18 protein-coding genes and 2 pseudogenes are annotated in these 23,250 nt (G+C 62.0%); 4 read left to right on the top strand and 16 right to left on the bottom strand.

Going from position 1 to position 23,250, the window contains the following annotated elements; translation table 11 throughout:
* Nucleotides 1-19: 19 nt before the first annotated feature.
* Genes AB7531_RS21255 through yajC form a run of 5 tightly spaced genes read right to left on the bottom strand, consistent with a single transcriptional unit; the run spans nucleotide 20 to nucleotide 4,381 of the window.
* A complete protein-coding gene (locus AB7531_RS21255; protein ID WP_063983130.1) occupies nucleotides 20-883 on the bottom strand; it encodes a phytoene/squalene synthase family protein in 864 nt (287 codons plus the stop codon).
* Nucleotides 880-1,263 (bottom strand): Mth938-like domain-containing protein, encoded by a 384-nt coding sequence (locus tag AB7531_RS21250; RefSeq protein WP_028152342.1) that lies wholly within the window; start codon nucleotides 1,261-1,263, stop codon nucleotides 880-882. The genes AB7531_RS21255 and AB7531_RS21250 overlap by 4 nt, the downstream gene beginning before the upstream one ends.
* Nucleotides 1,264-1,323: 60 nt before the next feature.
* The gene (gene secF, locus AB7531_RS21245; RefSeq protein WP_063983129.1) at nucleotides 1,324-2,343 is read right to left on the bottom strand and encodes a protein translocase subunit SecF; all 1,020 of its coding nucleotides are present in this window, start codon (nucleotides 2,341-2,343) and stop codon (nucleotides 1,324-1,326) included.
* Nucleotides 2,344-2,354: 11 nt separating this feature from the next.
* Nucleotides 2,355-3,959 carry a protein translocase subunit SecD gene (secD, locus tag AB7531_RS21240; RefSeq protein WP_063983128.1) on the bottom strand — a complete coding sequence of 535 codons (1,605 nt, stop codon included), beginning with the start codon at nucleotides 3,957-3,959 and terminating at the stop codon, nucleotides 2,355-2,357.
* Nucleotides 3,960-4,006: 47 nt separating this feature from the next.
* Nucleotides 4,007-4,381 carry a preprotein translocase subunit YajC gene (gene yajC, locus AB7531_RS21235; RefSeq protein WP_063983127.1) on the bottom strand — a complete coding sequence of 125 codons (375 nt, stop codon included), beginning with the start codon at nucleotides 4,379-4,381 and terminating at the stop codon, nucleotides 4,007-4,009.
* A gap of 181 nt (nucleotides 4,382-4,562) precedes the next feature.
* On the opposite strand from yajC, the gene AB7531_RS21230 reads away from it, so the two are divergent.
* Nucleotides 4,563-5,555: an ATP-binding protein gene (locus AB7531_RS21230; RefSeq protein WP_063983126.1), complete on the top strand. Its 993-nt coding sequence runs from the start codon at nucleotides 4,563-4,565 to the stop codon at nucleotides 5,553-5,555.
* A gap of 279 nt (nucleotides 5,556-5,834) precedes the next feature.
* Here the strand turns inward: AB7531_RS21230 and AB7531_RS21225 are convergent, their stop codons facing one another.
* Complete coding sequence (locus AB7531_RS21225) at nucleotides 5,835-6,953, bottom strand: SphA family protein (RefSeq protein WP_231145306.1); 1,119 nt, start codon at nucleotides 6,951-6,953, stop codon at nucleotides 5,835-5,837.
* 768 nt (nucleotides 6,954-7,721) lie between these two features.
* On the opposite strand from AB7531_RS21225, the gene AB7531_RS21220 reads away from it, so the two are divergent.
* Complete coding sequence (locus tag AB7531_RS21220) at nucleotides 7,722-9,242, top strand: outer membrane protein (RefSeq protein WP_084795372.1); 1,521 nt, start codon at nucleotides 7,722-7,724, stop codon at nucleotides 9,240-9,242.
* Between the two features lie 206 nt (nucleotides 9,243-9,448).
* Here the strand turns inward: AB7531_RS21220 and AB7531_RS21215 are convergent, their stop codons facing one another.
* The 3 genes from AB7531_RS21215 to AB7531_RS21205 form a co-directional block, all read right to left on the bottom strand.
* A complete protein-coding gene (locus AB7531_RS21215) occupies nucleotides 9,449-10,102 on the bottom strand; it encodes a MarC family protein (RefSeq protein WP_063983123.1) in 654 nt (217 codons plus the stop codon).
* 12 nt (nucleotides 10,103-10,114) lie between these two features.
* Nucleotides 10,115-10,924 (bottom strand): MIP/aquaporin family protein, encoded by an 810-nt coding sequence (locus AB7531_RS21210; protein ID WP_063983122.1) that lies wholly within the window; start codon nucleotides 10,922-10,924, stop codon nucleotides 10,115-10,117.
* Between the two features lie 115 nt (nucleotides 10,925-11,039).
* The gene (locus AB7531_RS21205) at nucleotides 11,040-11,660 is read right to left on the bottom strand and encodes a ParB-like protein (protein ID WP_063983121.1); all 621 of its coding nucleotides are present in this window, start codon (nucleotides 11,658-11,660) and stop codon (nucleotides 11,040-11,042) included.
* Between the two features lie 376 nt (nucleotides 11,661-12,036).
* Between AB7531_RS21205 and AB7531_RS21200 the strand changes: the two are divergent.
* Nucleotides 12,037-12,273: pseudogene (locus AB7531_RS21200) on the top strand (hypothetical protein); the annotation flags it as partial.
* A gap of 161 nt (nucleotides 12,274-12,434) precedes the next feature.
* Here the strand turns inward: AB7531_RS21200 and AB7531_RS21195 are convergent.
* The 7 genes and pseudogenes from AB7531_RS21195 to AB7531_RS21165 form a co-directional block, all read right to left on the bottom strand.
* Nucleotides 12,435-13,412 carry an HAD family hydrolase gene (locus AB7531_RS21195; RefSeq protein WP_063986351.1) on the bottom strand — a complete coding sequence of 326 codons (978 nt, stop codon included), beginning with the start codon at nucleotides 13,410-13,412 and terminating at the stop codon, nucleotides 12,435-12,437.
* A gap of 136 nt (nucleotides 13,413-13,548) precedes the next feature.
* Nucleotides 13,549-15,192 carry an arylsulfatase gene (locus AB7531_RS21190; protein WP_063983119.1) on the bottom strand — a complete coding sequence of 548 codons (1,644 nt, stop codon included), beginning with the start codon at nucleotides 15,190-15,192 and terminating at the stop codon, nucleotides 13,549-13,551.
* 230 nt (nucleotides 15,193-15,422) lie between these two features.
* Nucleotides 15,423-17,068, bottom strand: a pseudogene (locus tag AB7531_RS21185) (arylsulfatase).
* A 239-nt stretch (nucleotides 17,069-17,307) separates the two neighbouring features.
* Entirely contained in the window at nucleotides 17,308-18,978 is a 1,671-nt protein-coding gene (locus AB7531_RS21180; RefSeq protein WP_063986350.1) for an arylsulfatase, read from the bottom strand.
* A 126-nt stretch (nucleotides 18,979-19,104) separates the two neighbouring features.
* On the bottom strand, nucleotides 19,105-20,100 hold the full coding sequence (locus AB7531_RS21175) for a formylglycine-generating enzyme family protein (RefSeq protein WP_063983118.1): 996 nt from the start codon (nucleotides 20,098-20,100) through the stop codon (nucleotides 19,105-19,107).
* Nucleotides 20,101-20,495: 395 nt separating this feature from the next.
* Nucleotides 20,496-21,878 (bottom strand): LysM peptidoglycan-binding domain-containing M23 family metallopeptidase, encoded by a 1,383-nt coding sequence (locus tag AB7531_RS21170; RefSeq protein WP_231142069.1) that lies wholly within the window; start codon nucleotides 21,876-21,878, stop codon nucleotides 20,496-20,498.
* 109 nt (nucleotides 21,879-21,987) lie between these two features.
* A complete protein-coding gene (locus tag AB7531_RS21165) occupies nucleotides 21,988-22,638 on the bottom strand; it encodes a protein-L-isoaspartate(D-aspartate) O-methyltransferase (RefSeq protein WP_028152470.1) in 651 nt (216 codons plus the stop codon).
* Between the two features lie 237 nt (nucleotides 22,639-22,875).
* On the opposite strand from AB7531_RS21165, the gene AB7531_RS21160 reads away from it, so the two are divergent.
* Nucleotides 22,876-23,247, top strand: coding sequence for a response regulator (locus AB7531_RS21160; RefSeq protein WP_028152469.1), 372 nt, complete (start codon nucleotides 22,876-22,878; stop codon nucleotides 23,245-23,247).
* Nucleotides 23,248-23,250: the final 3 nt, after the last annotated feature.

The following is a 23,250-nucleotide window of genomic DNA, read 5'->3' as shown; positions in this document are numbered from 1 at the left end:
TGAGGCGATAAGCCGGCCGCTATTTGGTAAATTCCCGGGAACGTGAAGCCCGCCACAGCGTCCATAGCGTGCGCAGCCGCGACGGGGGCTGCGGCGCAAACGGATTGCGCCCGGGTTGCGACAGGCGCTTGAGGTCACCCCGCACCTGGCTCAGCAGCAGAAACGCTGGCCGTGCCGGCGCCGGCACCTCCGGCAACAACGACAAGGCCGTCGTCAAATGCTGCTCAGCTTCGCCCACGAGCTGGCCCAGCACCGCATGCAGATTCGGCGTCTCCTTGCCGGCGAACACGTCCTCCATCTCGCAGCAATGGGCCGCCAGCAGCTGCTGCGGCAGGAACAGTTGCCGGTGCGCCGAGTCGCGCGGCAGATTCGCAATCACCTGCACGATGCCCTGGGCGAGCCCGGCATGCCTTGCGACATGCTCGGCCGCCTCCGAAGGTGGCGCCATGACCCGCGCCGCGAGGCCAAACAATGCCGAACAGGTCGCGTCCAGATAGCCCTCCAGAGCCGCCATGGTCGGCATCGGATCGTTGTAGAGATCGAACTGATGCTCGTCGGCGAGCAGCGACAACGGCTCGACCGGCAGGTCGAAATCGCTGATCGCACGCAATAGCTCCGCCGCCACCGGGTTGCCCTCGGCGCTGCCGTGGACGTGGCCCGACAGCATGTCGGTCCACCATTGCAGGCGGATTTCGCCGGGCAAGGGCTGGCTCACCTGGTCGCGGACGCGGACGATCTCGACATTGAAGGCATAGAGCGCCAGCAGCGCCTGGCGCTCGGCGGCCGGCGCAAACAGCGTTGCGGCATAGCGCGGAAAGTCATGGCTGCGCACGAGGCCGGCGCAGAAGGCGACGGAATCGGCCGGAGGCGCAGCGCTGCTCATGGCACGGCGATCAGCGCGGCCGCGACGCGGCGCCGCTCGCCGATCATGATGTTGTAGGTGCGCACGGCGGGACCGGTCTGCATCGTATCCAGCACCACCCTCACCGCCTTCAGCGCCTGCCGCAGGTCCGGCGGCGGCAACCAGACGCCGGTTCCGGTGCCGATCAGAAGCGTGTCGATGCTGTTGGCCGCCGTGAAGACGCGATCCAGCGAATAGCGGTCGATCTTCGTCGGGTCCGTCACGTCCCAGGCCCAGATCGCGTCGGGCAGGCAGAGCAGCGATCCCCGATGCGACATGCCGGCAAAGGCGAAGCCGCCCTTGCCATAGGCTTCGATCGGCGCCGAGCGGGGAAAATGCGGTGCGTTGGGATCGCCGGCCATGTGCTTCGTCCGAATGAGCTTACTGCCCTCGCAAACGCCTGCGAGGGCATGCGGTTCGGATCATGCCTTGTTTTTCTTCGCCGGCGTAGCCGTATCGGGCGCATCTTCGCGATGCTCGCCGACGCCGAGATAGATCAGGATCGGGGCCGCGATGAAGATCGAGGTATAGGTGCCGACCAGCACCACGCCGAACATCATCACCGCGGTGAAGCTGTGGATGGCATGGCCGCCGAACAGCAGCAGAGCCAGCAGCGCCAACGTCACGGTGAAGTGGGTGATGATCGAACGCGACAGGGTCGAATTGATCGACTCGTTGAGCAGCTGCGGCATCGGCATCTTCTTGTAGCGGCGCAGCATTTCGCGGATACGGTCGTAGATGACGACGGTGTCGTTGAGCGAATAGCCCAGAATGGTCAGAAGGGCCGCGATGCTGGTCAGGTCGAAATCGACCTGGCTGATCGACATGAAGCCGATCGTCAGCACGATGTCGTGCACGTTAGCGATCATGGCGCCGAGCGCGAACTGCCATTCGAAGCGGAACCAGAGGTAGATCAGGATCGAGACGATCGCGAGCATCAGGCCGAGCATGCCGTAGGCCAGCAGCTCGCCGGACACGCGCGGCCCCACCACCTCGACGCGGCGATATTCGACGGAATCGCCGAGCGCACCGCGCACCTTCTGCACGGCTTCCTGCTGGGCAGCGTCGCCGCCCGGCTGCTCCGCGACGCGGATCAGGACGTTCTCGGGGCCGCCGAACTGTTGCAGCTGGACTTCGCCGAGATGCAAGGCATCGAGCGTCGTCCGCATCGCGGCGATGTCGGCGGCGCCGGACTTGGCCTGCACTTCCAGCAGCGTGCCGCCGCGGAAGTCGATTCCGAAATTCAGGCCATGGGTGAAGAACAGTGTGATCGCGACGATCGACAGCGCCGCCGAGATCGGGAAGCTGATCCGGCGGAAGCGCGTGAAGTCGAAATGCGTATCGTCCGGGACGATGCGCAGCGACGGCAGCAGCCCGAGCGCTGCGACCACGGTGAGAACGGCAATGAGAATGCCAAGCCCGACGAGAACGTAGTGAGTCACGGTCTTAGCTCCTAGATCGGCACGCTCTGCGGCCGCTTCCACCGCACCCACCAGGCTACGATCAGCCGGGTCAGCGTGAAGGCGGTGAACACCGTGGTGATGATGCCGATGCCGAGCGTCACGGCAAAGCCGCGCACCGGACCGGTGCCGATGTAGAACAGCACGGCGGCGGCAATGAAGGTGGTGATGTTGGAATCGAGGATGGTCGCAAGCGCCCGCTTGAATCCGGCGTCGATCGCCGAAATCGCATTGCGGCCACCCCGCAGCTCCTCACGGATGCGCTCGTAGATCAGCACGTTGGAGTCGACCGCGATTCCGACGGTGAGCACGATGCCGGCGATGCCGGGCAGCGTCAGCGTGGCGTTGAGCAGCGACAACAGGCCGAAGATCATGGCGACGTTGATGGCCACCGCGATGTTCGCGAACACGCCGAACAGCCGGTAGGTCAGCAGCATGAAGATGATGACCAGGATCGAGCCGACATAGGCCGCAAGCTCGCCCTTCTCGATCGAGTCCTGGCCGAGGCCCGGACCGACGGTGCGCTCCTCGACCACAGTGAGCGGCGCCGGCAACGCGCCGGCGCGCAACAGGATCGCGAGATCGTTGGCCGATTGCACCGTGAAATTGCCGGAGATCTGGCCCTGGCCGCCGGTGATGGGCTCGCGGATGACGGGCGCCGAGATCACCTTGTTGTCGAGCACGATCGCGAAGGGCAACCCGACGTTTTCCTGCGTGGCCTGCGCGAACTTGCGCGCGCCCGAGGTGTTGAACTTGAAGCTGACGACCGGCTCACCCGTCCGCTGGTCGAAGCTCGCCTGGGCGTCGGTCAGGTCGCCACCGGCGACCAGCACCTGCTTCTTGACCACATAGGGCGTGGGCGGCGGCGAGGCGCTCATCAGCAGCTCGGATTCCGGCGGCAACCTGCCCTGCTGCGCCTGATCCGGCGGCACGGACGCATCGACCATGCGGAATTCCATCTTCGCAGTCTTGCCCAGCAATTCCTTCAGGCGGGTCGGATCCTGAAGACCGGGGACCTGCACCAGGATGCGGTCGTTGCCCTGGCGCTGGATGACGGGCTCGACGGTGCCGAGCTCGTTGACGCGGCGCTCGACGATCTGGATCGACTGCTCGATGGTCTTGCGCATGCGGTCGAGCATCGCAGCCTGCGGGATCGTCAGGCGGATCACGCCGCCGCCGGCGTCGGTCACCTCAAGGTCGCGCTGACCGCTGGACCCCATCAGTCCGCCCAGCGGCTGGGACAGCTCGCGCAGCTTGGCGAGCGCCGGCTGCACGTCGGATTCCTTGGTGATGCGAACCTCGGCCGCGTCGTTGCGCACGGTCACGCCGCCGGTGAATCCGATCTTGGCATCGCGCAGCGTCCGGCGGACGTCGTCGCGGACCTGGTCGAGCCGTTCCTTCTTCACATAGGCGGAATCGACCTCGAGCAGCAGATAGGAGCCGCCCTGGAGATCGAGGCCGAGCACGAGCCGCCGCTGCGCCCAGGCGGGCCAGGTCTTGACTTGCGCTTCGGGAAAGAAGTTCGGGACCGCGCAGAGGCACACGATCAGCGCCGTCAGGATAATCCCCAGCGCCTTCCACCGCGTGAAATACAACATCGACTGGACCTGTCAGATCGGGAGACTTGGGATGCTCGCGGAAGCGCTCACTTCGACGCGGCGTCGTCCTTGGCGGCTTCCTTGCTATCCTTGGATTCCTTCGCCGGCTCGCCCTTCGCGCGCACGCCGGAGACCATCGAACGCATCTGCCGCACGCGCACGCCGTCGGCGATCTCGAACTCGATCTGGTCGTCGTCGACGACCTTGGTGACCTTGCCGACGAGGCCGCCCGTGGTCACGACGGTGTCGCCCCGGCGGATGTTCTTCACGAGGTCGGCATGGTCGCGGACCTTCTTCTGCTGCGGGCGCAGAATCAGGAAGTACATGATCACGAAGATCAGGGCGAACGGCAGCAGCGACATCAACATGCTGTTGGTGTCGCCGGCGCCCGCGGCCTGGGCATACGCAGGGGTAATGAACATTCGGACGATCCTCGTGGAAACGGGGGAAAACCGGTCAGGCCCTCAAAGGCGACCGGTTCGGTCAAATTCGCGCGGACTATAGCGGCCATTGCCCCAATTGCAACGCTGCCAGACCGTCGATTTGGCCATCTTGCGGCGCGGCCTCAGGCCCGATAAGGCTGCATTCTCAGGAACTTCGGACATGCCCAAAAAACCAAGCAAAAGCCCGGCCGGCAAAGGCCCCCGTACCCCTGCCAGGATGCCAGCCCGCGTCGCGGCAAAACGTCCCAAGGCAACCCCCAAGGCAGTTGACAAGGCAGCCCCGGACCTCTCCCAGGATCGTATCGTCCGCGCGCTGGAGACGATCGCGGCGCACCTCGCCGCCCAGGGCAAGCCGGCCGTCGAACGCGAATCGTTCGAGCGGGCGGACGCCTATGTCTGGCACCCGGACGGCCGCCTCGCTGCGGTGCCGCGGGTCAGCCGCGTCGAGTTGTTCCTGCTGAAAGGCGTCGACCGGATGCGCGACATCCTGATGGAGAACACTGAGCGTTTCGCCAACGGCCTGCCGGCCAACAATGCCCTGCTCTGGGGCGCGCGCGGCATGGGCAAGTCGTCGCTCGTGAAGGCGGCGCATGCCAGCATCAACGCGGAGCGCAAGGCCGCCGATAAGCTGAAGCTGATCGAGATCCATCGCGAGGACATCGAGAGCCTGCCCGCGCTGATGGAACAGCTTCGCGCCTCGTCCTTCTACTTCATCGTGTTCTGCGACGACCTCTCCTTCGACGGCAATGATGCGTCCTACAAGTCGCTCAAGGCCGTGCTCGAAGGCGGCATCGAGGGCCGGCCCGAGAACGTCATCCTGTACGCCACTTCCAACCGCCGCCATCTGCTGGCGCGCGAGATGATCGAGAACGAGCGCTCGACCGCGATCAATCCCGGCGAAGCGGTCGAGGAGAAGGTCTCGTTGTCCGATCGCTTCGGCCTGTGGCTCGGCTTCCACCGCTGCAGCCAGGACGAATATCTCGCCATGGTGCGAGGCTATTGCAGCCATTTCGGCATTGAGGTCGATGACGAGGCGCTGGAGCGCGAGGCGCTGGAATGGTCGACCACGCGCGGCTCCCGCTCGGGCCGCGTCGCCTGGCAGTTCGTGCAGGAGCTTGCGGGGCGGCTCGGCGTGAAGCTGACGGTGCAGTAGCGGTCGGATCGCAACCCGCCTACGTGCCGCCCTTCCCCGAAGGCGGGGGTCAAGGGCGCGTGCCTTGCTTCGTCACCATGTGCCGGGTCGGCGTGACGGTACTTTCAGGCGCGGCGGGCGAGATCGCAAATCGTGCGCGAAGGCGACGCCTGCTACGCGCCGGCACTACGGCATCGGTGGTGGTCACCGGAGCGAGCTTCGACGGGGACCAGGTGCCACCGGTTGCCCGCGTGTTGCAAAGAATGATCAGCAAGCTGACAAGCCGCAGCTTGGTTGCTGCTAATATTTTCTGACGATGGGTTTTGTCGTCGGAGGTGCTCCGGGCGCGGGCGGCGAGATAGAGAAGGTGACCCAGGTATTCCAGCCCGATGGCCGGTTTTCCGCAGCGAACTCGCCGTAAGCTTTCAAATTGAGATAGCCCTGCATGTCGCCGACCGGAAACAGGAATCCTATCTGGGGGCCGATGCCGACCACTTGGGACTGGAAGCAGCCGACGCGGTCGCCTGAACCGCTGTCGCAGCCGAGCTCCTTATAGACATACCCCACGAGTCCAACCATGACCTGCTTCGACAGGAATTGCGATGCACCCCAGTCGAAGTGCATGTCGACGCCATTCTGATACTGCGTTGCAGTGTTCTTGAAATTGTAGGTGAAGCCGAGCACGCCGGAGAATTCGTGGCCGGTCTGCGGATTGAAATAGGTGTAGCCGCCGCCGACGTCGATCGCGCTGTGTCCGATGCCTATATTCGACAGGCGATCGGATTGGTAAGCGCCAACCGGGATGTCGCCCATGATATAGGTCATGTAGTTGTGGACCCCGGCGTTCCAGCGCAATTGGAATACCGGCGCTACATCCCCAAAGCCCCACGTGGTGTCGCTGATGGTGTCGGACCGCGCGAAGGGGACGTTGTTGCCGAGAGGGCCCGTGAGCACGCCTGACAAGGTGCCTGCCAGGCTGGTGCCGACGACGCCGTAGGCTGCTAACAGGGACACCGACGCCTGGCCGCCGAGAACCGGCGTCGCGAATACATAGGTTGGGATCACAAAGCCAAGATCGCCCGTGGCGTTGACGTTCAAATTCAGTTTTGCGTCGAGGGTAACATTGGCCGGAACCCTGTTGAGCGTGAACTCGCGCGCACGCGCGACGTCGGCGCCGGCGGAGACAGAGGTGTGATAGTAAATGTTTGCCAGCGACCAACCCGGCTGCTGCGGCGCGGCCGCCAGACTTCCAAAGAAACCGGGGACCCAGAAGCTGACGCCGCCTTCATCGGCCAAAGCACAATGGGAAAAACCAACGATCGCGGACGTCAAGACGAATGCAGCAACGCCAAGTCTGCGTCGACGTGCTGATTTCGATCGCTCACTCTGCCCCGCCGCCAGTGCAATGCTCACTGTCATGTCGTGCCTCGTAAGATGTGTTACCTCCGAATACAATCCGGCGACAGCGTACCCCCGAGGCGATCGGGGCTCATCATGTAAAATTCAACGGGGATAGATCTATCGCAAGAAAGATCAATGCTGCGACCAAAGAGCCACATTCGGTAACCCAAGTCCGATCGGGCGCCACAGCAGATCTACTGCAACCCTCTCATAGCTGGAAATGTTGGGTATGCAGTTTGTGCCACCGATTCTATTTTCGGACCCCCACCAACGAGTGAGAAAAACAACAAGCTCGCATCGCCGTTCGCCGGCGTCTCTTGCTGCAACGCGATGCCAGCCGTTGCTAGGTCGCATATTGAGCCTCACGACTGCTTATTGGTAATCGAGTGTGACCAAGAGCAAAGTTGCCAGACGATGAACCTCAAGCTCACGCTCGTCGGCGTCGTTCTAGCGTCAGCCTTCGCCGCACCTGTGGCCGCTGGCCCATTCGAGGATGCCGTCGATGCTCACGCCAGAGGCGATTACGCCAAGGCCCTGTACGGCCAAGACGTGGGGAAGCCGGCTACGCAGCAACCTCCTCGTTGGCCGAAACTTCTATTGCGGTGCTGATGACCGCCATGTGCACAAATTCCAATGCATCACTGCCAGATCGCCCAGCGCGTTCTCAAACAGGAGACGATCGCAAAGTCAGACAACGATGTTCACTTAAAGAACACGAAGCGGCACGAAGACTCAATTTCGTTGTGGCCGAAATGTCACCTGCATCGACATTGCAAGCTAGGCTTGATGCAGATCAAACAAGTTGATTGGTCAGAGACCTTCTTGGTCATATGTTTGCGAGTTGTGGCCGACCTTGAGGAGGCGACAGTGCAGAGAGTTTTCCTCATTTGCATCGCGGCAGGATTGTTGAGCGGACCCGCTCTTGCGTCCGACCTGCCTGTCAAAGCTCCGATATACAAAGCACCAATCGCGGCACCTTTGTATAATTGGGGAGGGTTTTATGTTGGTGCCAACTTCGGTGGGGGATGGTCCAACGGCAGCCTGAACATTCCCGGCAACAATCTGTATGGCGGCCTGACCGAATTCGTTGGAGGCGTGCAGGCGGGCTATAACTTCCAGGCCGGCCACTTTCTGTTTGGTGTCGAAGGTGAGTTCGATGGAGCCGGCTTCGGTCATCCGGTCTTTCCTGCTCCGACATTAGCCTTTGTAGATCAACACTGGATCGGCACCGTGGCGGGCCGTGTCGGCCTCGTGGATGATCGATGGCTCGTATTCGCCAAGCTTGGCGGCGGCTGGGTCAACAGCAGCGCTACTTTGAACCTCCCCGGCGCCGCTTGGAACGGGACCAGCACGAACACCGGCTGGTTGGCGGGCGCTGGCATCGAATACGGCTTCAAGTCGCATTGGACCGTCAAACTCGAATACGATTATCTTGGGCTATCGAACTGGAGTTCTCCCACCGTCCCCTCGGTCGCTTTGAACCGCGACCTACAAATGGTCAAAGCTGGCATCAATTATAAATTCGAAAGCGGCCTTCCTGCGGTGGCCGAGGCGCCGAAGCATTCCCACGAGCCTTCAGACGACGAAGATCTACAGAAGAAATCACAAAACCCGATCGCGGATTTGGTCAGCGTGCCGTTTCAGAGCAACACCAATTTCAATACCGGACCATTCAATCGCACCCAGGAAGTACTCAACATTCAACCCGTCGTGCCCATGCATTTAAACGATGACTGGAACGTAATCTCACGTACCATCATTCCGTTGGTGAGCCAGCCGAGTCCGTTCTTCGACAGTAGCACCAACGGGATTGGCGACATTACTCAATCGTTGTTTGTGTCCCCCGTGCATCCCGGGCCGCTGATCTGGGGCGTGGGACCAGTCTTCACCGTTCCGTCCGCAAACGATCCCATCCTCGGGACCGGTAAATTCTTGTTCGGCCCAACGGCCGTGTTAGTGGTCACGCCGCCACATTGGGTGATCGGTGTATTGCTAAATAACCAGTGGTCGGTCGGCGGCAATCCACTGCGACCGCCCGTCAACGCCTTCCTCGCCCAGCCCTTCGCCAACTACAACATGGCGCACGGCTGGTACCTGAACACATCACCCATCATCACCGCGGATTGGCTCGCGGCGTCGGGGGAGCGGTGGACAGTGCCGGTCGGCGGCGGTATCGGTCGGGTTTTCAGAGTGGGTGATCAACCGATCAACGCATCGATTCAAGCCTATTACAACGTGATACGTCCGATTGGCGCTCCGGCCTGGTCCCTGCGAACTACTGTCGCGTTGCTGTTCCCGGTTAATTGACACGGCAACCTGGCGCGCAACGAGACTTGTGTCTCGGTGTCCGAAGTGGATGATCGCGTCCTTTGTACTGTGGGCGGACAACTTCCCGACGCCGCGTAATACGGTCTACCTCGGACTCGGTTCGGTTCAGAACAAATCTCCGATTGGCAGAATACATCCGAGGTCAAGATCGCCCCGGAATTTGCGTGGCGCCACCAACAGCTAGTTCAACGCAGAATCGTCACACCATGCGTCTGCAATGCCTCGATGATACCGTCGAAGATCAGCGCAACGCCCATCGCAGAGACGAAGAAGCCAACTATTCGGGTGATAGCATCGATCCCCATTGCGCCGAGCTTGTCGAAAAGTTTCCCGGCATATGCCAGACACAGGTAGGTGACGACCATCGTCGCGAAAATAGCCGCGACGATCGCTACGAAGGAGGCCAGTTCCGCTGATGATCGCTTAATCGTGGCAGTCATGCCGAGGATGGTGGCGATAGCGCCTGGTCCGCACATGAGCGGCATCGCAAGCGGCACGAAAGCTATGTTACCGCTCTGATCCGCGCCGCTGGCCGGAATCACGCCACCGGAAGCGGATGGTGAAAATAGTTCAAAGCCGATCTTCATCAGGATGATCCCGCCGACGATGCGGACCATGCTCAGCGGCACACCGAACAAGCGTAGGATCAGCGTTCCGAAGATCAAGAAAAAGAGAGATAGAAGCAGCGCATAGAGGCAAGCTTTCCATGCCACCTTGCGATGTGTGGCGGCGTCCTTGCCTTCCAGCATCTTCAGATAGACTGGCAGGACCTCGAACGGATTTATTATCGCGAGCAAAGTCGCGAACGTACCCACGAACAGCGAGAGTTCATGACCCATTATGCCTGCGCCTCACCCTTTCTCCGGGTGCTCGACTTCGGTGAAAAGGCTCCCCTGTGCCGCACCTGAGCCTGCGCGGCCGCCGCCGGCACCGCGGAGCACCCATGCTGCACCCACTGCGAGAACTGCACCCACGAGTGGACCTGCGACATACACCCAGTAGCTCGTGAAGTCGGTCGCGATTAAGTTCGGGCCGAACGTGCGCGCTGGGTTCATCGACGCTCCCGAGATAGGGCTCCCCCACAGCCCGGCGAGTGCGATGTACGCGCCGACGCCGATCGCGCCGATGATCCCGATGTTCTGAGCGCCTGACGCCGTGCCGAGAATGACACTGACGAGACCGAGGGTCAGCACGGCCTCCATCAGGAACGCATCGGACGCGGAGTATCCCGACGCGGGATAGTTCGACCCGTAGCTGGCCGACACGTTGATCACGGCGTGCAGGAACAGTGCCGCGAGCGTCGCCCCGATCAACTGCACGACGATATATCCCGGTACGCGACGCCATGGGAAGTCGCCACGCACCGAGAACGCGATACTGACCGCGGGATTGAGATGAGCACCGGACACCTTGCCCATGAAGAGGATGATCGCCATCACCATCAGACCGGGTGCGACGACCGCAGCGGCACGGCTGATCGTGCCGGGAAACGCCTGCCCCATCATGCCGCCACCGGCGGCCACGAGGACGAGGAAGAACGTTCCGAGCAGCTCCGAGAACAGGCGGCGCCACTCTTGGTTCGGATCGTGGAAGTCGTTTAGCGACGCGACAAGCTCGTGATCCAGATGGCTCAGTGTTCTGTCGGCCACTGTTTGCGCCATGAGTTGCTCTTTCCTCTAGTCGATACCGCTGTCCGTTAGCCTCTCGCACCGGGCCAGCACGGCTCCTCGGGTCTTCGGCGCGCTTGCGGATTTTTCCAGCGGGATAGGCATGCCTTCAATCCTCCAAGACGGGACCACACCAGCCGGGCAGGTAGCTCGCCTCCTCGTTTTTGGACAATTCCAGGGCTTGCTCGAGGGCTTCCTCGAAGTGGGTCTCTACGGTTTTGCGCTTGACCCGGCGACGCAAAAAATCCGCCCACAAGAACTCGCTGAACGGCGTCGTGTCCTTGGCGTACCCGCCGGCGCGCCGCAGTTCGCCCGCCAACGAGCGGAACGGATCGTCAATAAGCCCGGCCACGGTCTTCGGCAAATCCTTGTAAGGGCGCAGACGGCCCTCGTCGTCGTATGAATGCATCCAGCTTTGATTGTCCAGGACGAACCAGAACGAATCGGGCTCCAGCGTCCTGAGGTTTTTCACCACGGTAACCAATACCTCTTCGACCCCTTCTTCATGGAGCGCACGCGCCAGGTGGTGATGATCGATGACGTAGTGGCGGTCCTTTGGGCCAAGCACGACGGGGATCATGTGCTTACCCAGGAACTCGGCTCCTTTCTCTTTGCTCTCGTCGCGCCAGCGCTTGCGCTTCTCCTTGACCTCCCGAATGCCGACCGTCATCTGGGTCGGGCGCAGGTCTGCGATCGCAACGGGCTTGAGAATGGGTTCACGGTCCGACATCGTGCAGACTTCTTTGGTCACTAGTCCGGAAATGTTCGCTTTTAGAAGACGTCGTCGCCTCGTCAGCAACCGACCGCGAGGCCAGCCGCGTCCGGTCGGTCCCGATCACCGGACATTCTCAGCGCCCGTCGGCAAAGCCCGCCTTTATAACAACGACCCTTCGTTGTGCTCACGGTGGACTATTCCATTGATCTGGATCAACGGTCGGCCAAGACTCTTGGCGCACGCCCGTACCGGGGCTACACGGACATGATGGCGCTTCGTGATTGTGGTCGATGACGATGCGGCCATCCTGAAGCGTATGGCGCATGCTGTTCGCAGGTTTAGCTTCGAATGGTCAATTCGAGGGAGTCTGACCACGAACATCACTCCCACCATGCGCGCATTGGTATGGTCGACCTCCGTTCTGGCTCTCACAATTGGTCCGACCTTCGCCCAGCAGATCTCGGGAACGCCGGGCTCACCCAGCGCCACGACGACGATAGACGGCAAATATCTCCCAAACCCGCCCGCGCCGTTCGGCGGAACGATCAATATGGATGCCAAGGATTCCAAGCCCTATTGGCCACCGACCGTGGTGCCGCCCAAGGGGGCGCCCAACGTCCTGCTGATGTCCTCCTTGCGTTAACAGCGGACGTCCGCGCCTCGAACGCAATGCCGCAGGCGGCAAAGATGGTCGGTGTGCAAGTCCGGAATGCGTTGGGTGCCTCTTGCCGGTAACCATGTCCACTGGCTATTGCCGTCCAGATGGCACTTATGGATCCTTAGAGGATGTCAGTCGAAGGCAAAGATGCGCTTCCAGTCCTTCTTCATGTCGACGACCGCCCACTTGTTGACGGCCGCGGCGTCGAGCGCGACGTCGAGTTTCCCGAAATGCGAGTCGCGGTCATAGGCATATTCGCGTTCCGCATCGGTATGGTGGACGATCAGGCCGAACCGCGCGCCACTGGCGCCGAGCGTCGTCCATTGCAGCATTTCGAGATCGCCGTCGGAGTTGCCGAAGGCGGCGATCGGACGCCGGCCAATGTGCTCGTTGATGCCGATCGGCTTGCCCGCCTTGTCGTCGATGAAATTGATGTCGGGCAGCCGGAAGAGCGTTGGCGCACCGTCCTTGATCTCAAATCGGGTTTTGATCGACGATCCGACCACCTGCTCCGGAGGTATTCCGTAGATCCGCTCGGTCCAGGGCCGCATGAACTCGATGCCGCCACCCGACACGATGAAGGTCTTGAAGCCGTTGGCCCTGAGGTAGGCAAGCAGTTCCAGCATCGGCTGATAGACGAGCTCAGTATAAGGGCGCTTGAAGCGACGGTCGCGCGCGGTCGCGAGCCAGTCGGTCACGATTTTTTCGAACTCTGCCGTCGTCATGCCGGCATGAGTTACCGCGATGATCTCGACCAATCCCTTTTCGCCGGAAGCCGCCAGCGCCTTCAGATCGTTGTCGAGCACCGCTGCGAATGGCTGCTTGGTCTTCCATTCCGGATTCATGGGCGCCATGGCCTTCACGCGGTCGAGTGCGAAGGCCAGCTGTATGTACATTGGCTGCTCGATCCAGAGCGTGCCGTCATTGTCGAAGGTCGCGATGCGCTGGTCGACCGGGACGAAATAAGGCCCATTTTGCGTCGTGACGCGCGCAACAAAGTCGAGGATCGAGGCCTTGGTCGCGCCGTCGTTCCATGATGGCAGTGGATCGCTCTGCGCTTGTGCCATTGCGGATTTGGAACGGAGTGAAACGGACAGTACCGGAAGCATCGCCAGGGACGAGAGAAGGACGCGACGATCGATAGCAGGTAAACAGATGATCGGCTTCATGGTCGACGCCTTTCCATTGCCCAGCGGGCGCACGGAAATTCGGCGCGCCCGCCATGAAACCAGTCGATGCCAGGCGCTACTTGCCCACCGCCGCCCGGGCCGCCTCGATTTTCGCCTTCACGGCATCGAGGTTGAAACTCGCGCCCTTTTGCATCGGCGGAAACTCGATCGCCGTCATCGCCAGCTTTTCCACCTGCTGCTGAACAAATACAAAGCGCCAGAATTCGTATTTGAACCAGTCGAAGTATTGCTGCGCGCCTTCTTTACTCCCGTTATCGGGCCAGCCCGTGCGCTCGAATGGATCGAGGCGAAGATTGGTCAAATAGGGCACGTCAACCTTGGTTTTTTCGCCGAGCCAGCCTTTTGGCTGGTCGATGAAGCGATACTTGAAGTCGTCGATGCGCACGGCACCGAGTTCGCTCTCTCCGAAGTAAAAGATTTCGTGTCGGTTCGACGGCCCCTTGCCGGTAATCATGTCCATCTGGTTATAGCCGTCCAGATAGCACTTATAGGTCGTGTCACCGATCTGTTTGCCCTTCTGCAGCTCCTCTGCGATGTTCGGGTTGCCGGCGGCCGCCAGCAAGGTCGGAAACCAGTCCAGACCGGAAATGATGCCGTTCTCGACCTTGCCGGCCGGCACCTTGCCCGGCCAACGGATCATGCAGGGCACGCGGAAGCCACCTTCCATGACGGTGCCTTTGCTCTGCGCGAAAGGCGTCTGCCCGCCATCAGGCCAGGTGAAGACCTCGGTGCCGTTGTCGGTGGTGAAGACCACGATGGTGTTGTCGTCCACGCCCATATCCTTGAGCTTCTGCATCACCATGCCGACGTCGTCATCGAGCTGCGCCATGCCGGCTTCATGTATCGACCAGCCGTTCTTGGAGTTGCGCGTTGCCTCGTACTTTGGTGAAAGATGCGTGACGATGTGCATCCGGGTTGGATTGAGCCACAGGAAGAACGGCTTGTTGTCGGCCTTGGCCTTCTCGATGAACTTGATCGCCAGGTCGCGGATTTCGTCGTCCACGGTCTCCATTCGCTTGGGATAGAGCGTTCCAGCATCCTCGATCTTCTGCTTGCCAACCTTGCCCCAACGCGGGTCCACCGTGGGGTCATCCACGTTGGTCGCATAGGTATGAAGCATGTTGCGTGGACCGACGACGTTCAGCAGATCCTGCGGGTAGTTTGGGTGCGCGGGGTCTTCCATTGCGTCGAGGTGATAGAGGTAACCGAAGAACTCGTCGAAGCCGTGCACTGTCGGCAAGAATTCATTCTTGTCGCCAAGGTGATTCTTGCCAAACTGGCCGGTGGCGTAACCCATTCCTTTCAACGCCGTGGCGATGGTCACGGCCTGCGCGGGTATGCCGATGGCAGCGCCGGCCTGGCCGACCGTGGTCATGCCGGTGCGGATTGGCAATTCACCGGTGATGAAGTTGGCGCGACCTGCCGTGCAGCTCGCCTCGGCATAGTAATCGGTGAACAGCATGCCTTCGGCGGCGAGCTTGTCGAGATTGGGCGTCCGGCCGGCCATCAGGCCGCGGTGATAAGCGCCGATATTCCACATGCCGATGTCGTCGCCCATGATGACGACGATGTTCGGCCGCTGCCCGGCTGGCGCGGGTGCCGGCTGCTGCGCCTGTGCCGCGGTTGTCAGCCCGACAGCCGAGAGCGCCGAAGCGGCGACAAGAGAACTCCCGCTCAGCAAAAGATCGCGGCGTTTCATTCCGCCGCCCGATTGTGGAGTAGCGTCGTGGGAATCTCCAGGTGGAAGCTTATTGCTCATGACGTACTCCTCCCGTTGTTACGCAATTGGCTCTGTTCGCTTGACGCATCGGAAGCCGGCGTGGCTTGTGGAGGTGGTGACCGGCCCGACGCGGCCTCTTGGATCACTTGCTCGCTATTCCGTTGGCGGGCGCTCCGACGCGGAGCGCCCGCTCACCTCATATTTATCTGCTACTTGCCAGCCTGCGACTGCATGGCCTTTTCGATCTGCTCCTTGACCGCTTCCAGATTGAAGCTCGCCCCCTTCTGCATCGGCGGGAACTCGATCGCCGTCTGGGCGAGCTTGCCGACCTCCTGCTGCACGAACTGGAACCGCCAGAACTCGTAAACAAACCAGTTATAGAATGCCAACGACCCCTGCGCGCCGTTGGGCATGTTCGTGCGTTCGAAGGGATCAAGGCGGATATTGGTGAGGATCGGCCAATCAACCTTGACCGTGGCGCCCAACCAGCCGCTTGGCTGATCGGTGAAGCGATACTTGAAGTCGTCGATACGCACCGCGCTCAGTGTGCCCTCGGTGAAATAGAAGACCGAGTGGCGGGCAGACGGGCCCTTCCGGTAATCAGGTCCATCTGGTTGTATCCGTCGAGGTAGACCTTGTAGGTCTTGCCGGCGAGTTGCTTTCCTTTCCTCAACTCGTCGGCAATATTCGGATTGCCCGCTGCGGCGACGAAGGTCGGGAACCAGTCGAGTCCGGAGATAATGCCGTTCTCGACCTTTCCCGCCGGCACCTTGCCCGGCCAGCGGATCATGCAGGGCACGCGGAAACCGCCTTCCATGGCCGTTCCCTTGCCGCCTGCAAATGGCGTCTGTCCGCCATCAGGCCAGGTGAAGTTCTCCGCGCCATTGTCGGTTGTGAACGCGACGATCGTGTTGTCGTCGAAGCCCTCGTCCTTGAGCTTCTTCATGACGGCGCCGACGATATCGTCCAGTTGCGCGAATCCGCCCTCGGAAACCGACCAGCCGTTTTCGGAGTTGCGCATGTTCTCGTATTTTTCCGAAAGGTGCGTGACGACGTGCATGCGCGTCGGGTTGAGCCAGACGAAGAACGGCTTGTTGTCCCGCTTGGCCTTGTCGATGAAGTCGAACGTGATCTTCAGGATTTCGTCATCCACCGTCTCCATCCGCTTTGGATAAAGCGGTCCGGAGTCCTCGATCTTTTGCTTGCCGATCTTGCCCCAGCGCGTCTGCACCGTCGGATCGTCGACGTCGGTCGCCCAGGAATGAACCATGTTGCGCGGACCGACGGTGGCCAGTAGCGCTTGCGGGTAGTTGCGGTGGGCCGGGTCTTCCATCGCGTCGAGGTGGTACAGATAGCCGAAGAACTCGTCGAAGCCGTGCATGGTCGGCAGGAATTCGTTGAGGTCGCCGAGGTGGTTCTTGCCGAACTGCCCCGTGGTGTAGCCCATGGATTTTAGTGCGGTCGCGATCGTCGGTGCCTGCGCCGGCATTCCGATCGGGGAGCCAGCCTGGCCGACCGTGGTTAGCCCGGTGCGGATCGGCAATTCTCCTGTGATGAAATTGGCACGGCCCGCCGTGCAACTCGCCTCGGCGTAATAGTCGGTGAAGCGCATGCCCTCCGCGGCGAGCTTGTCGAGGTTTGGTGTCCGGCTCGCCATGATGCCGTGATGATAGGCACCGATATTGAACCAGCCGATGTCGTCACCCATGATAAAAACGATGTTCGGCCGTTGTCCCCCCGTTGCGGGCGCTGGAGCCGGCTGCTGCGCTTGTGCCGGCGTTGTCAGTCCGACGGCCGAGAGCGCCGAAGCGGCCACAAGCGAACTGCCGCTCAGCAGCAGATCGCGGCGTTTCATTCCGCCGCCCGATTGCGGCGCAACGTCGTGGGATTCTTCTGGCGGAAGCTTGCTACTCATGACGTGCTCCTCCCGTTGTTATGCAATTGGCGCTGTTCGCTGATGCACCGGAAGCCGACGACGCTTGTGGAGGTGTCTACTGGCCCGGCGCGGCCTGCTTGATCACTTGCTTGCCATTCCGTTGGCGGGCGCCCCGCCCTGGGGCGCCCGCTTCGTCGGATCACGCTCGTGGCGCGCAGCTAGTCGCTGCGACCGGCAGTCTTGGCCTGCTTGATCTGTTGCATCACCTGATCGAGATTGTAGCTCGCCGGGTCCTGCAGCGGCGGGTACGCAATATAGCTCTCGAGTTCCTTCAGCCAGAGCGCCTGGCCGATGGGCAGCATGTTCCAATCGTAGATGTAGGCTGTCGAAGGGGAGCCGATTGTGCCGCCCTGGCCCATGAGCGTCTTGTATTGTGAACCGATCGAAGTCTCGAACGGGTCTCGCTTGATGTTGACGACCTGGGCCCAGTGATAGGGAAGCGCTCCGGCAATAAAGCCCGCCGGGTTGTCGGACACCATCGTGAAGTAGATCTTCCAGTTCTTGTAGCGCACCGCCGACGGATCCTTGCCCGAATAGTAGAAGAAGGTATCGCGCGCCGACGTTTCCGAACGCCCGGAGAGGTATTCGGCCTGATCGACGCCATCGAGCGTCGTCTTCACGATGCCGGGATATTGGCCGGCCTCGATGCGCTTCTTCAGCGCGTCTCCCTTTGCACCACCGGCGATGTTGACAAATGTGGGCAGCCAGTCGAGTGACGCGAATATGTCGTTCTTGATGGTGCCGGGCTTGATGACCCCCGGCCAGCGAACGAGCGCCGGAGCGCGCATGCCGCCTTCCCAGGTGCTCAGCTTGCCGCCCTTAAACGGAGTGGTGCCGCCGTCCGGAAAGGTGATGGTCTCGGCGCCGTTGTCTGTCGTGAACACGATGATCGTGTTGTCGAGCTGGCCCATGTCCTGGAGCTTCTTGAGCACATAGCCGATGTTGTCGTCCATCTGCTTCATGCCGGCCTCGTTGAGGCCCCAATCCTTGCCGCCGGGCTCGCCGACCATGGCCGCGTACTTGTCATTCAGCACGGTTGTGATGTGCATGCGCGCAGGGTTGTACCAGACGAAGAAAGGCTTGCCCGTCGTCTTCGGATCGTTGCGATCGATGAAGTCGATGACCTTGGCCGAGATTTCCTCGTCGACACCCTTCGATCGCTCGAGTGTCAGCGGGCCCTGGTCGATGCACTGCTGAGTCCTGGACGTACCATCGGACTTGCACGACAGGACGTTGCGCGGAGGCGTCAGGCAAACCGACGTTTTCGGATCGACCGCGCCCGGTACCTCCGGGATGCCTGGGATCGGCGTATTCTTGCATGGCGGGGCAACAGTCTGCTGGGTGGGGGACTTGTTGATGTCCGGGAAGCTCACGCCCTGCATCGCATCGAGGTGATACAGGTAGCCCCAGAATTCCTGGAAGCCGTGCGCGGTCGGCAGTGCGTCGGTGTGATCGCCGAGATGGTTCTTGCCGAATTCGCCGGTGTTGTAGCCGAGATCGAGCAGGAACTTGGCGAGCGCCGGGGTGCCGGGCCGCAGATAGGACGGGCTGCCTGGAAGTTGCGGAGGAATCATGCCGGTGCGCAGCGGATGCATGCCGGTGAAGAAGGCGTTGCGACCGGCGGTGCAGCTCTGCTCGGCATAGTAATGCGTGAAGATCGCGCCTTCGTTGCCGATGCGATCGATGTTGGGCGTCTCGCCGACCATCAGGCCGCGATGGTAGATGCTCGGCTGGTACAGGCCGATGTCGTCACCCATGATGAAGAGGATATTGGGTTTCTGTGCCGGCTGTGCGGTCGCCGGCGTGCTGGCTGCCCCGGACAGCGACATCAACATCGTCGCGCCAAGCAGCGAGGCGCAGGACCTCTTGTGGCAACTGGACGTCTTGAACGGTGGAATTGCGGCAAACGGCGGCTTGTCATTGAATATGCAATTCAACATGGCCTCGCTCTCCCGTTATGATGCGTTAGAGACACCTCGCCTGATGCACCGAAATCCAAGGTGGCTCGTGGATGTGTCGATCGGCTCCGCATGCCGTGCAGCCGGCCGGTAGCGTCTGCAGTAGTTCGGCGCGCACAAATGCGAGCCGCCTTTGATGACCTTGCGTGGAATCTTGACGTTGGTCGTTCTGGGGTCGTAGCTATCGGCCTCGCGGCCGCCGCGCGGGTTCTCTGGAATGCAGCAGGCTTTTGCTGCGTCAGCCTCATGCCGAGGCGAGTACCAGTCGGACGTCCATTCCCAGACGTTGCCGATCATATCGCGCAGCCCGTAACCGTTCGGCGGAAATGCGGTGACCGGCGATGTCCGTTCGTATCCGTCGTCCCTGGTGTTCTGGCGTGGAAATTCGCCCTGCCAGGTGTTGGCCATGTGACGGCCCCCGGGCGCAAATTCATCTCCCCATGCGAACTCGGCGCCGTCCAGCCCGCCGCGCGCCGCGAATTCCCATTCCGCTTCGGTTGGCAAATCCTTGCCGGCCCATTTTGCGTAGGCGAGCGCATCGCTGAAGGCCACATGCACGACGGGATGATCGTCCAGCCCACGGAGGTCACTGCCCGGCCCGTAGGGATGCCGCCAGTTTGCGCCTTTGGCGAAGGTCCACCACTGGCTGAAGTCCCGGAGACCGACCGGATGCGCGGGCGGAGAGAACATCAGCGAGCCCGCATAGACCATGTGCGGGAGTATTCCCGGATAGTCCTTTGGATCGGGCGCGATCTCGGCAACGGTGACGTGGCCGGTAGCCTTCGCGAACGCCTTGAATTGCCGGTTGGTCACTGGATGGCAATCCATCCAGAACGCATCCACGGTGACACGGTGGACCGGCGCTTCTTCCGGATAGTGCCGATCCGAACCCATGCGAAACGTGCCACCCGGCACGAACAGCATCCCCTCACCTGTTGGATGCTGGTACGATTGTCCGGAATCAGGCGGCGATTTCGTATCAGCCAGCTTCATGCCGAACTCCGGACCCGTGCGTCATTGGCCTGCGCTGCTACGGACACGGAACGCGAGGCTTCCAGGTTGATCTAAATCAAAGGGTGTCCCGGTCGGGTTATTCGCGATGTTGCCGGGTCCGGCCTGCCATGTCCGCTGCGCCATCGAAACCGAAGCAGCTTCAGGACATTAGGACATTTCACCGGCAGCCATCGGCTACTTTGCATGGGGTTGTTTTTCGAAAATTGATTGTCCGGACCCAAAGCCTCAGTACGCCACGGTTCGAGGCAGCTTCTCGGCTTGGCAACCGCCGCCTCTGGAATACGGGATCGCCCGCACCAGTGCGCAATGCGCACAAGGCGGGCGATGACAGCATACTCGTGGTGATTGCGTGCCCTACTCGGTGGGCCCGCGCCTCACGCCCCGTTCAGGAATTGAAGCGGGTCAACCGGGCTCGATCCTTTACGGATCTCGAAGTGGAGCTGCGGCGACGCCACCTCCCCGGATTGACCCGACTTGGCAATGACCTGACCGCGCTTGATGGTATCGCCGCGCTTCACCATCAGCTCACTCGCATGGGCATATGCGGTGACGTAGCCGTTGGAGTGCCGAAGCAGGACCAGATTGCCGTAACCTTTGAGCTCGTTGCCTGAATAGGCGACGACGCCGTCTTCTGCCGCCTTGACCGGCGTACCCTCGGGCACCGCGAGATTGATGCCGTCATTGGACTTGCCATTGGTCTTGGCGCCGTAGCTCGTGACCACCTTGCCGCGCACCGGCCAGCGGAAGGTCGGCAGCGCGCTCGTGGTCTCCGCAGCTTTCGCCGGAGCCTCCGCGGCCTTCTCTTCGACATTGGCCGTGGCCTGGGCCAGACGCGCGCTTTGCACGGGTGCGGCGACAGCGGCCATCTTGGTGGCGGGTGCAGGAGCAACCGCAACGGGCTGCAGCGTCCCGGCGACAGGAGCCGCGGCAACCGGCACCGCGAGGGCAGCGGTCTTGGCACCCGGCACGGTCAGCCTGGTGCCGAGCTTGAGCTTGGCCGACGGAGCAAGACCGTTGGCGCGGGCGAGTTCGACAGGCGAGATATGGTTTTTGCGGGCGATGCTGGCGAGCGTGTCACCGTGGTTGACGAAGTGCGTGCTCGGCGGCGCGGCGACGGCGGCAACCGGCTTCGCAGCAGGCGCCATCGCGGGAGCCGCCGCGACAGGAGCCATCGCCGGTGCGGGCGCAGCCGCTGTGGCCGGATGCGGGATGATCAATTGCTGGCCGGGCGAGAGCGCGCGCGGGCCCTTGTAGCCGTTGGCGGCGAGGATCGCCTGCGGCGTGACGCGATAGCGCTTGGCGAGCACGTCGAGCGTGTCGCTGGTGCCGACGATGATTTTGGTCCCGCCGGCCGGCTGGGCGGCCGCGACCGAGCGCGGCGGCACGGTGGCCGTGGTCTCCAGATGCGGCTGTGCCGGGGGCGCGTAGGAGCTGACGCCGCGACCGCCTCCGGACACCCCGCCACCCGCCGCAACCGGATAGGATTGCGGCGCGGAGACCGCCGGCGGCGGCAAGGGCTGCGACTGATAATAACCGGGCTGCGTCTGCGGCCGCGAATATTGCGGCAGCTCACGCTGCGGCGGCGGTGCCTGCTGCACCGAGCCGGTCTGCTCAGACGCGAAAGGATTGGAGAAATTCGACTGGGACAGCCGCGACTGCATGTCGGCGCTGCACCCTGCGAAGCTGAACGAGATCAGCGCCAAGACCGCAACCTGCGGCACGCGGCGCGAGTAAAGCAACTCGGCGACTACAGACATGGTTACTCACTCGTACGCAACAGAACTGGTCTTTTAAGTAAACACGTCGCGAGTAAATAACGGCTTAACCCTCCCAATAAGATGTTGGCGGCACAGCCGATCCGGAAATCTACAGCTCCCGCGCCACCCCGGGCAGCGCCGGCACGAAGCGGACCTCGACGAGTTCCTTGCGCTCGATCCCGGCTTCGGTCCGGCTGAAGCGGACCAGCGTCTGCACACCATGGTGCGGGCCGATGGGTGCGATCAGGATGCCGCCGACCTCCAGCCGCTCGACCAGGTTCTCCGGAAGCTGCTCCATCGCGGCGGTCACGATGATGCGGTCGAACGGGCCGATATTGGCCGGCAGGTTGAGGCCGTCGCCGAGCATCACCTCGACATTGTGACAGTTTAGCTTTTCGAGCCGGGCGCGTGCCGCCTCCGCGAGCTTGCGGTAGCGCTCGACGGTCAGCACCTGGCCTGCGAGACGCGACAGCACGGCGGCCTGATAGCCCGAGCCGGCGCCGATCTCGAGCACGCGGTGCTTCTTCTGGAGCTGCAGCTGCTCGGTCATGTAGGCGACGACGAAGGGCTGGCTGATGGTCTGCCCGCAGGCGATCGGCAGCGCGCTATCACGATAGGCGGCGTCGCGATCGGTCTCCTCGACGAACAGATCGCGCGGCACCTCCTCCATGGTTCGTAGCACCGCCTGATCGCTGATGCCCCGCCGCCTCAGCGAGAGCTGAAACATCATCTTTTCCGGCGGGTGCTGATCGGAGGTCATCGCTGCTTATCGTCTCGTCGGGTCCGGGGCCACGTGTCTCGTTAAGACCCGGGGCAGGAATCCTGTTCCTACCCAGGAACCCATGATAGCCGTTCGGGCGCGGTATTGGACCATAAATCGGCTTGCAACGGGTTGGCTGCAAAGACCATTTTCGGGTGTCCGCTCGCCGAAACGCGCATTGCGTCGATTCGCGTTATCTGCGAACGTTTTCCGCAAATGGGCAAGGACTCAACGACTATGACCGCGACCGGACCTTCGGGCCGCTCTGTATTCCTCGTCGAGGACGAGGTGATGATCAGGATGATGGTCGCGGATATGCTCGAAGAGCTCGGCTACAAGGTGGCTGCCGAGGCCGGCGATATCACCGAGGCGCTGCGGCTCGCCCAGGCGACCGAGTTCGACATCGCCATCCTCGACGTCAACGTCAACGGCAAGGTCATCTCTCCGGTCGCCGATGTCATCAGGGCGAAGGGCTGCCCGTTCATCTTCGCCACCGGCTACGGCTCCTCCGGCCTGCCCGAGCAGTACCGCGACCGGCCGGCCCTGCAGAAGCCGTTCCAGCTCGACGCGCTCGGCAAGACCATCGAAGCCGCCCTTCGCGGCGGCTAGCGA

Origin of the sequence: Bradyrhizobium sp. 63_E2_N1_3 (genome assembly GCF_052076005.1) — a bacterium.
In the GTDB taxonomy this organism is placed as follows: domain Bacteria; phylum Pseudomonadota; class Alphaproteobacteria; order Rhizobiales; family Xanthobacteraceae; genus Bradyrhizobium; species Bradyrhizobium barranii.
The sequence above is the reverse complement of the archived record's forward strand: the minus strand, read 5'-3'. Positions and strand labels throughout refer to the sequence as shown.

What these genes read in the sequence shown, in the direction of transcription:
- AB7531_RS21230 (WP_063983126.1), top strand. Translation starts at nt 4,563, where the DNA reads ATGCCCAAAAAACCAAGCAAAAGCCCGGCCGGCAAAGGCCCCCGTACC.
- AB7531_RS21220 (WP_084795372.1), top strand. Translation starts at nt 7,722, where the DNA reads ATGCAGATCAAACAAGTTGATTGGTCAGAGACCTTCTTGGTCATATGT.
- AB7531_RS21250 (WP_028152342.1), bottom strand. Translation starts at nt 1,263, where the DNA reads ATGGCCGGCGATCCCAACGCACCGCATTTTCCCCGCTCGGCGCCGATC.
- AB7531_RS21160 (WP_028152469.1), top strand. Translation starts at nt 22,876, where the DNA reads ATGACCGCGACCGGACCTTCGGGCCGCTCTGTATTCCTCGTCGAGGAC.
- AB7531_RS21165 (WP_028152470.1), bottom strand. Translation starts at nt 22,638, where the DNA reads ATGACCTCCGATCAGCACCCGCCGGAAAAGATGATGTTTCAGCTCTCG.
- yajC (WP_063983127.1), bottom strand. Translation starts at nt 4,381, where the DNA reads ATGTTCATTACCCCTGCGTATGCCCAGGCCGCGGGCGCCGGCGACACC.
- secD (WP_063983128.1), bottom strand. Translation starts at nt 3,959, where the DNA reads ATGTTGTATTTCACGCGGTGGAAGGCGCTGGGGATTATCCTGACGGCG.
- AB7531_RS21175 (WP_063983118.1), bottom strand. Translation starts at nt 20,100, where the DNA reads ATGAAGCTGGCTGATACGAAATCGCCGCCTGATTCCGGACAATCGTAC.
- AB7531_RS21215 (WP_063983123.1), bottom strand. Translation starts at nt 10,102, where the DNA reads ATGGGTCATGAACTCTCGCTGTTCGTGGGTACGTTCGCGACTTTGCTC.
- AB7531_RS21170 (WP_231142069.1), bottom strand. Translation starts at nt 21,878, where the DNA reads ATGTCTGTAGTCGCCGAGTTGCTTTACTCGCGCCGCGTGCCGCAGGTT.
- AB7531_RS21225 (WP_231145306.1), bottom strand. Translation starts at nt 6,953, where the DNA reads ATGACAGTGAGCATTGCACTGGCGGCGGGGCAGAGTGAGCGATCGAAA.
- AB7531_RS21180 (WP_063986350.1), bottom strand. Translation starts at nt 18,978, where the DNA reads ATGTCGCTGTCCGGGGCAGCCAGCACGCCGGCGACCGCACAGCCGGCA.
- AB7531_RS21190 (WP_063983119.1), bottom strand. Translation starts at nt 15,192, where the DNA reads ATGAAACGCCGCGATCTTTTGCTGAGCGGGAGTTCTCTTGTCGCCGCT.
- AB7531_RS21210 (WP_063983122.1), bottom strand. Translation starts at nt 10,924, where the DNA reads ATGGCGCAAACAGTGGCCGACAGAACACTGAGCCATCTGGATCACGAG.
- AB7531_RS21255 (WP_063983130.1), bottom strand. Translation starts at nt 883, where the DNA reads ATGAGCAGCGCTGCGCCTCCGGCCGATTCCGTCGCCTTCTGCGCCGGC.
- AB7531_RS21195 (WP_063986351.1), bottom strand. Translation starts at nt 13,412, where the DNA reads ATGCTTCCGGTACTGTCCGTTTCACTCCGTTCCAAATCCGCAATGGCA.
- AB7531_RS21205 (WP_063983121.1), bottom strand. Translation starts at nt 11,660, where the DNA reads ATGTCGGACCGTGAACCCATTCTCAAGCCCGTTGCGATCGCAGACCTG.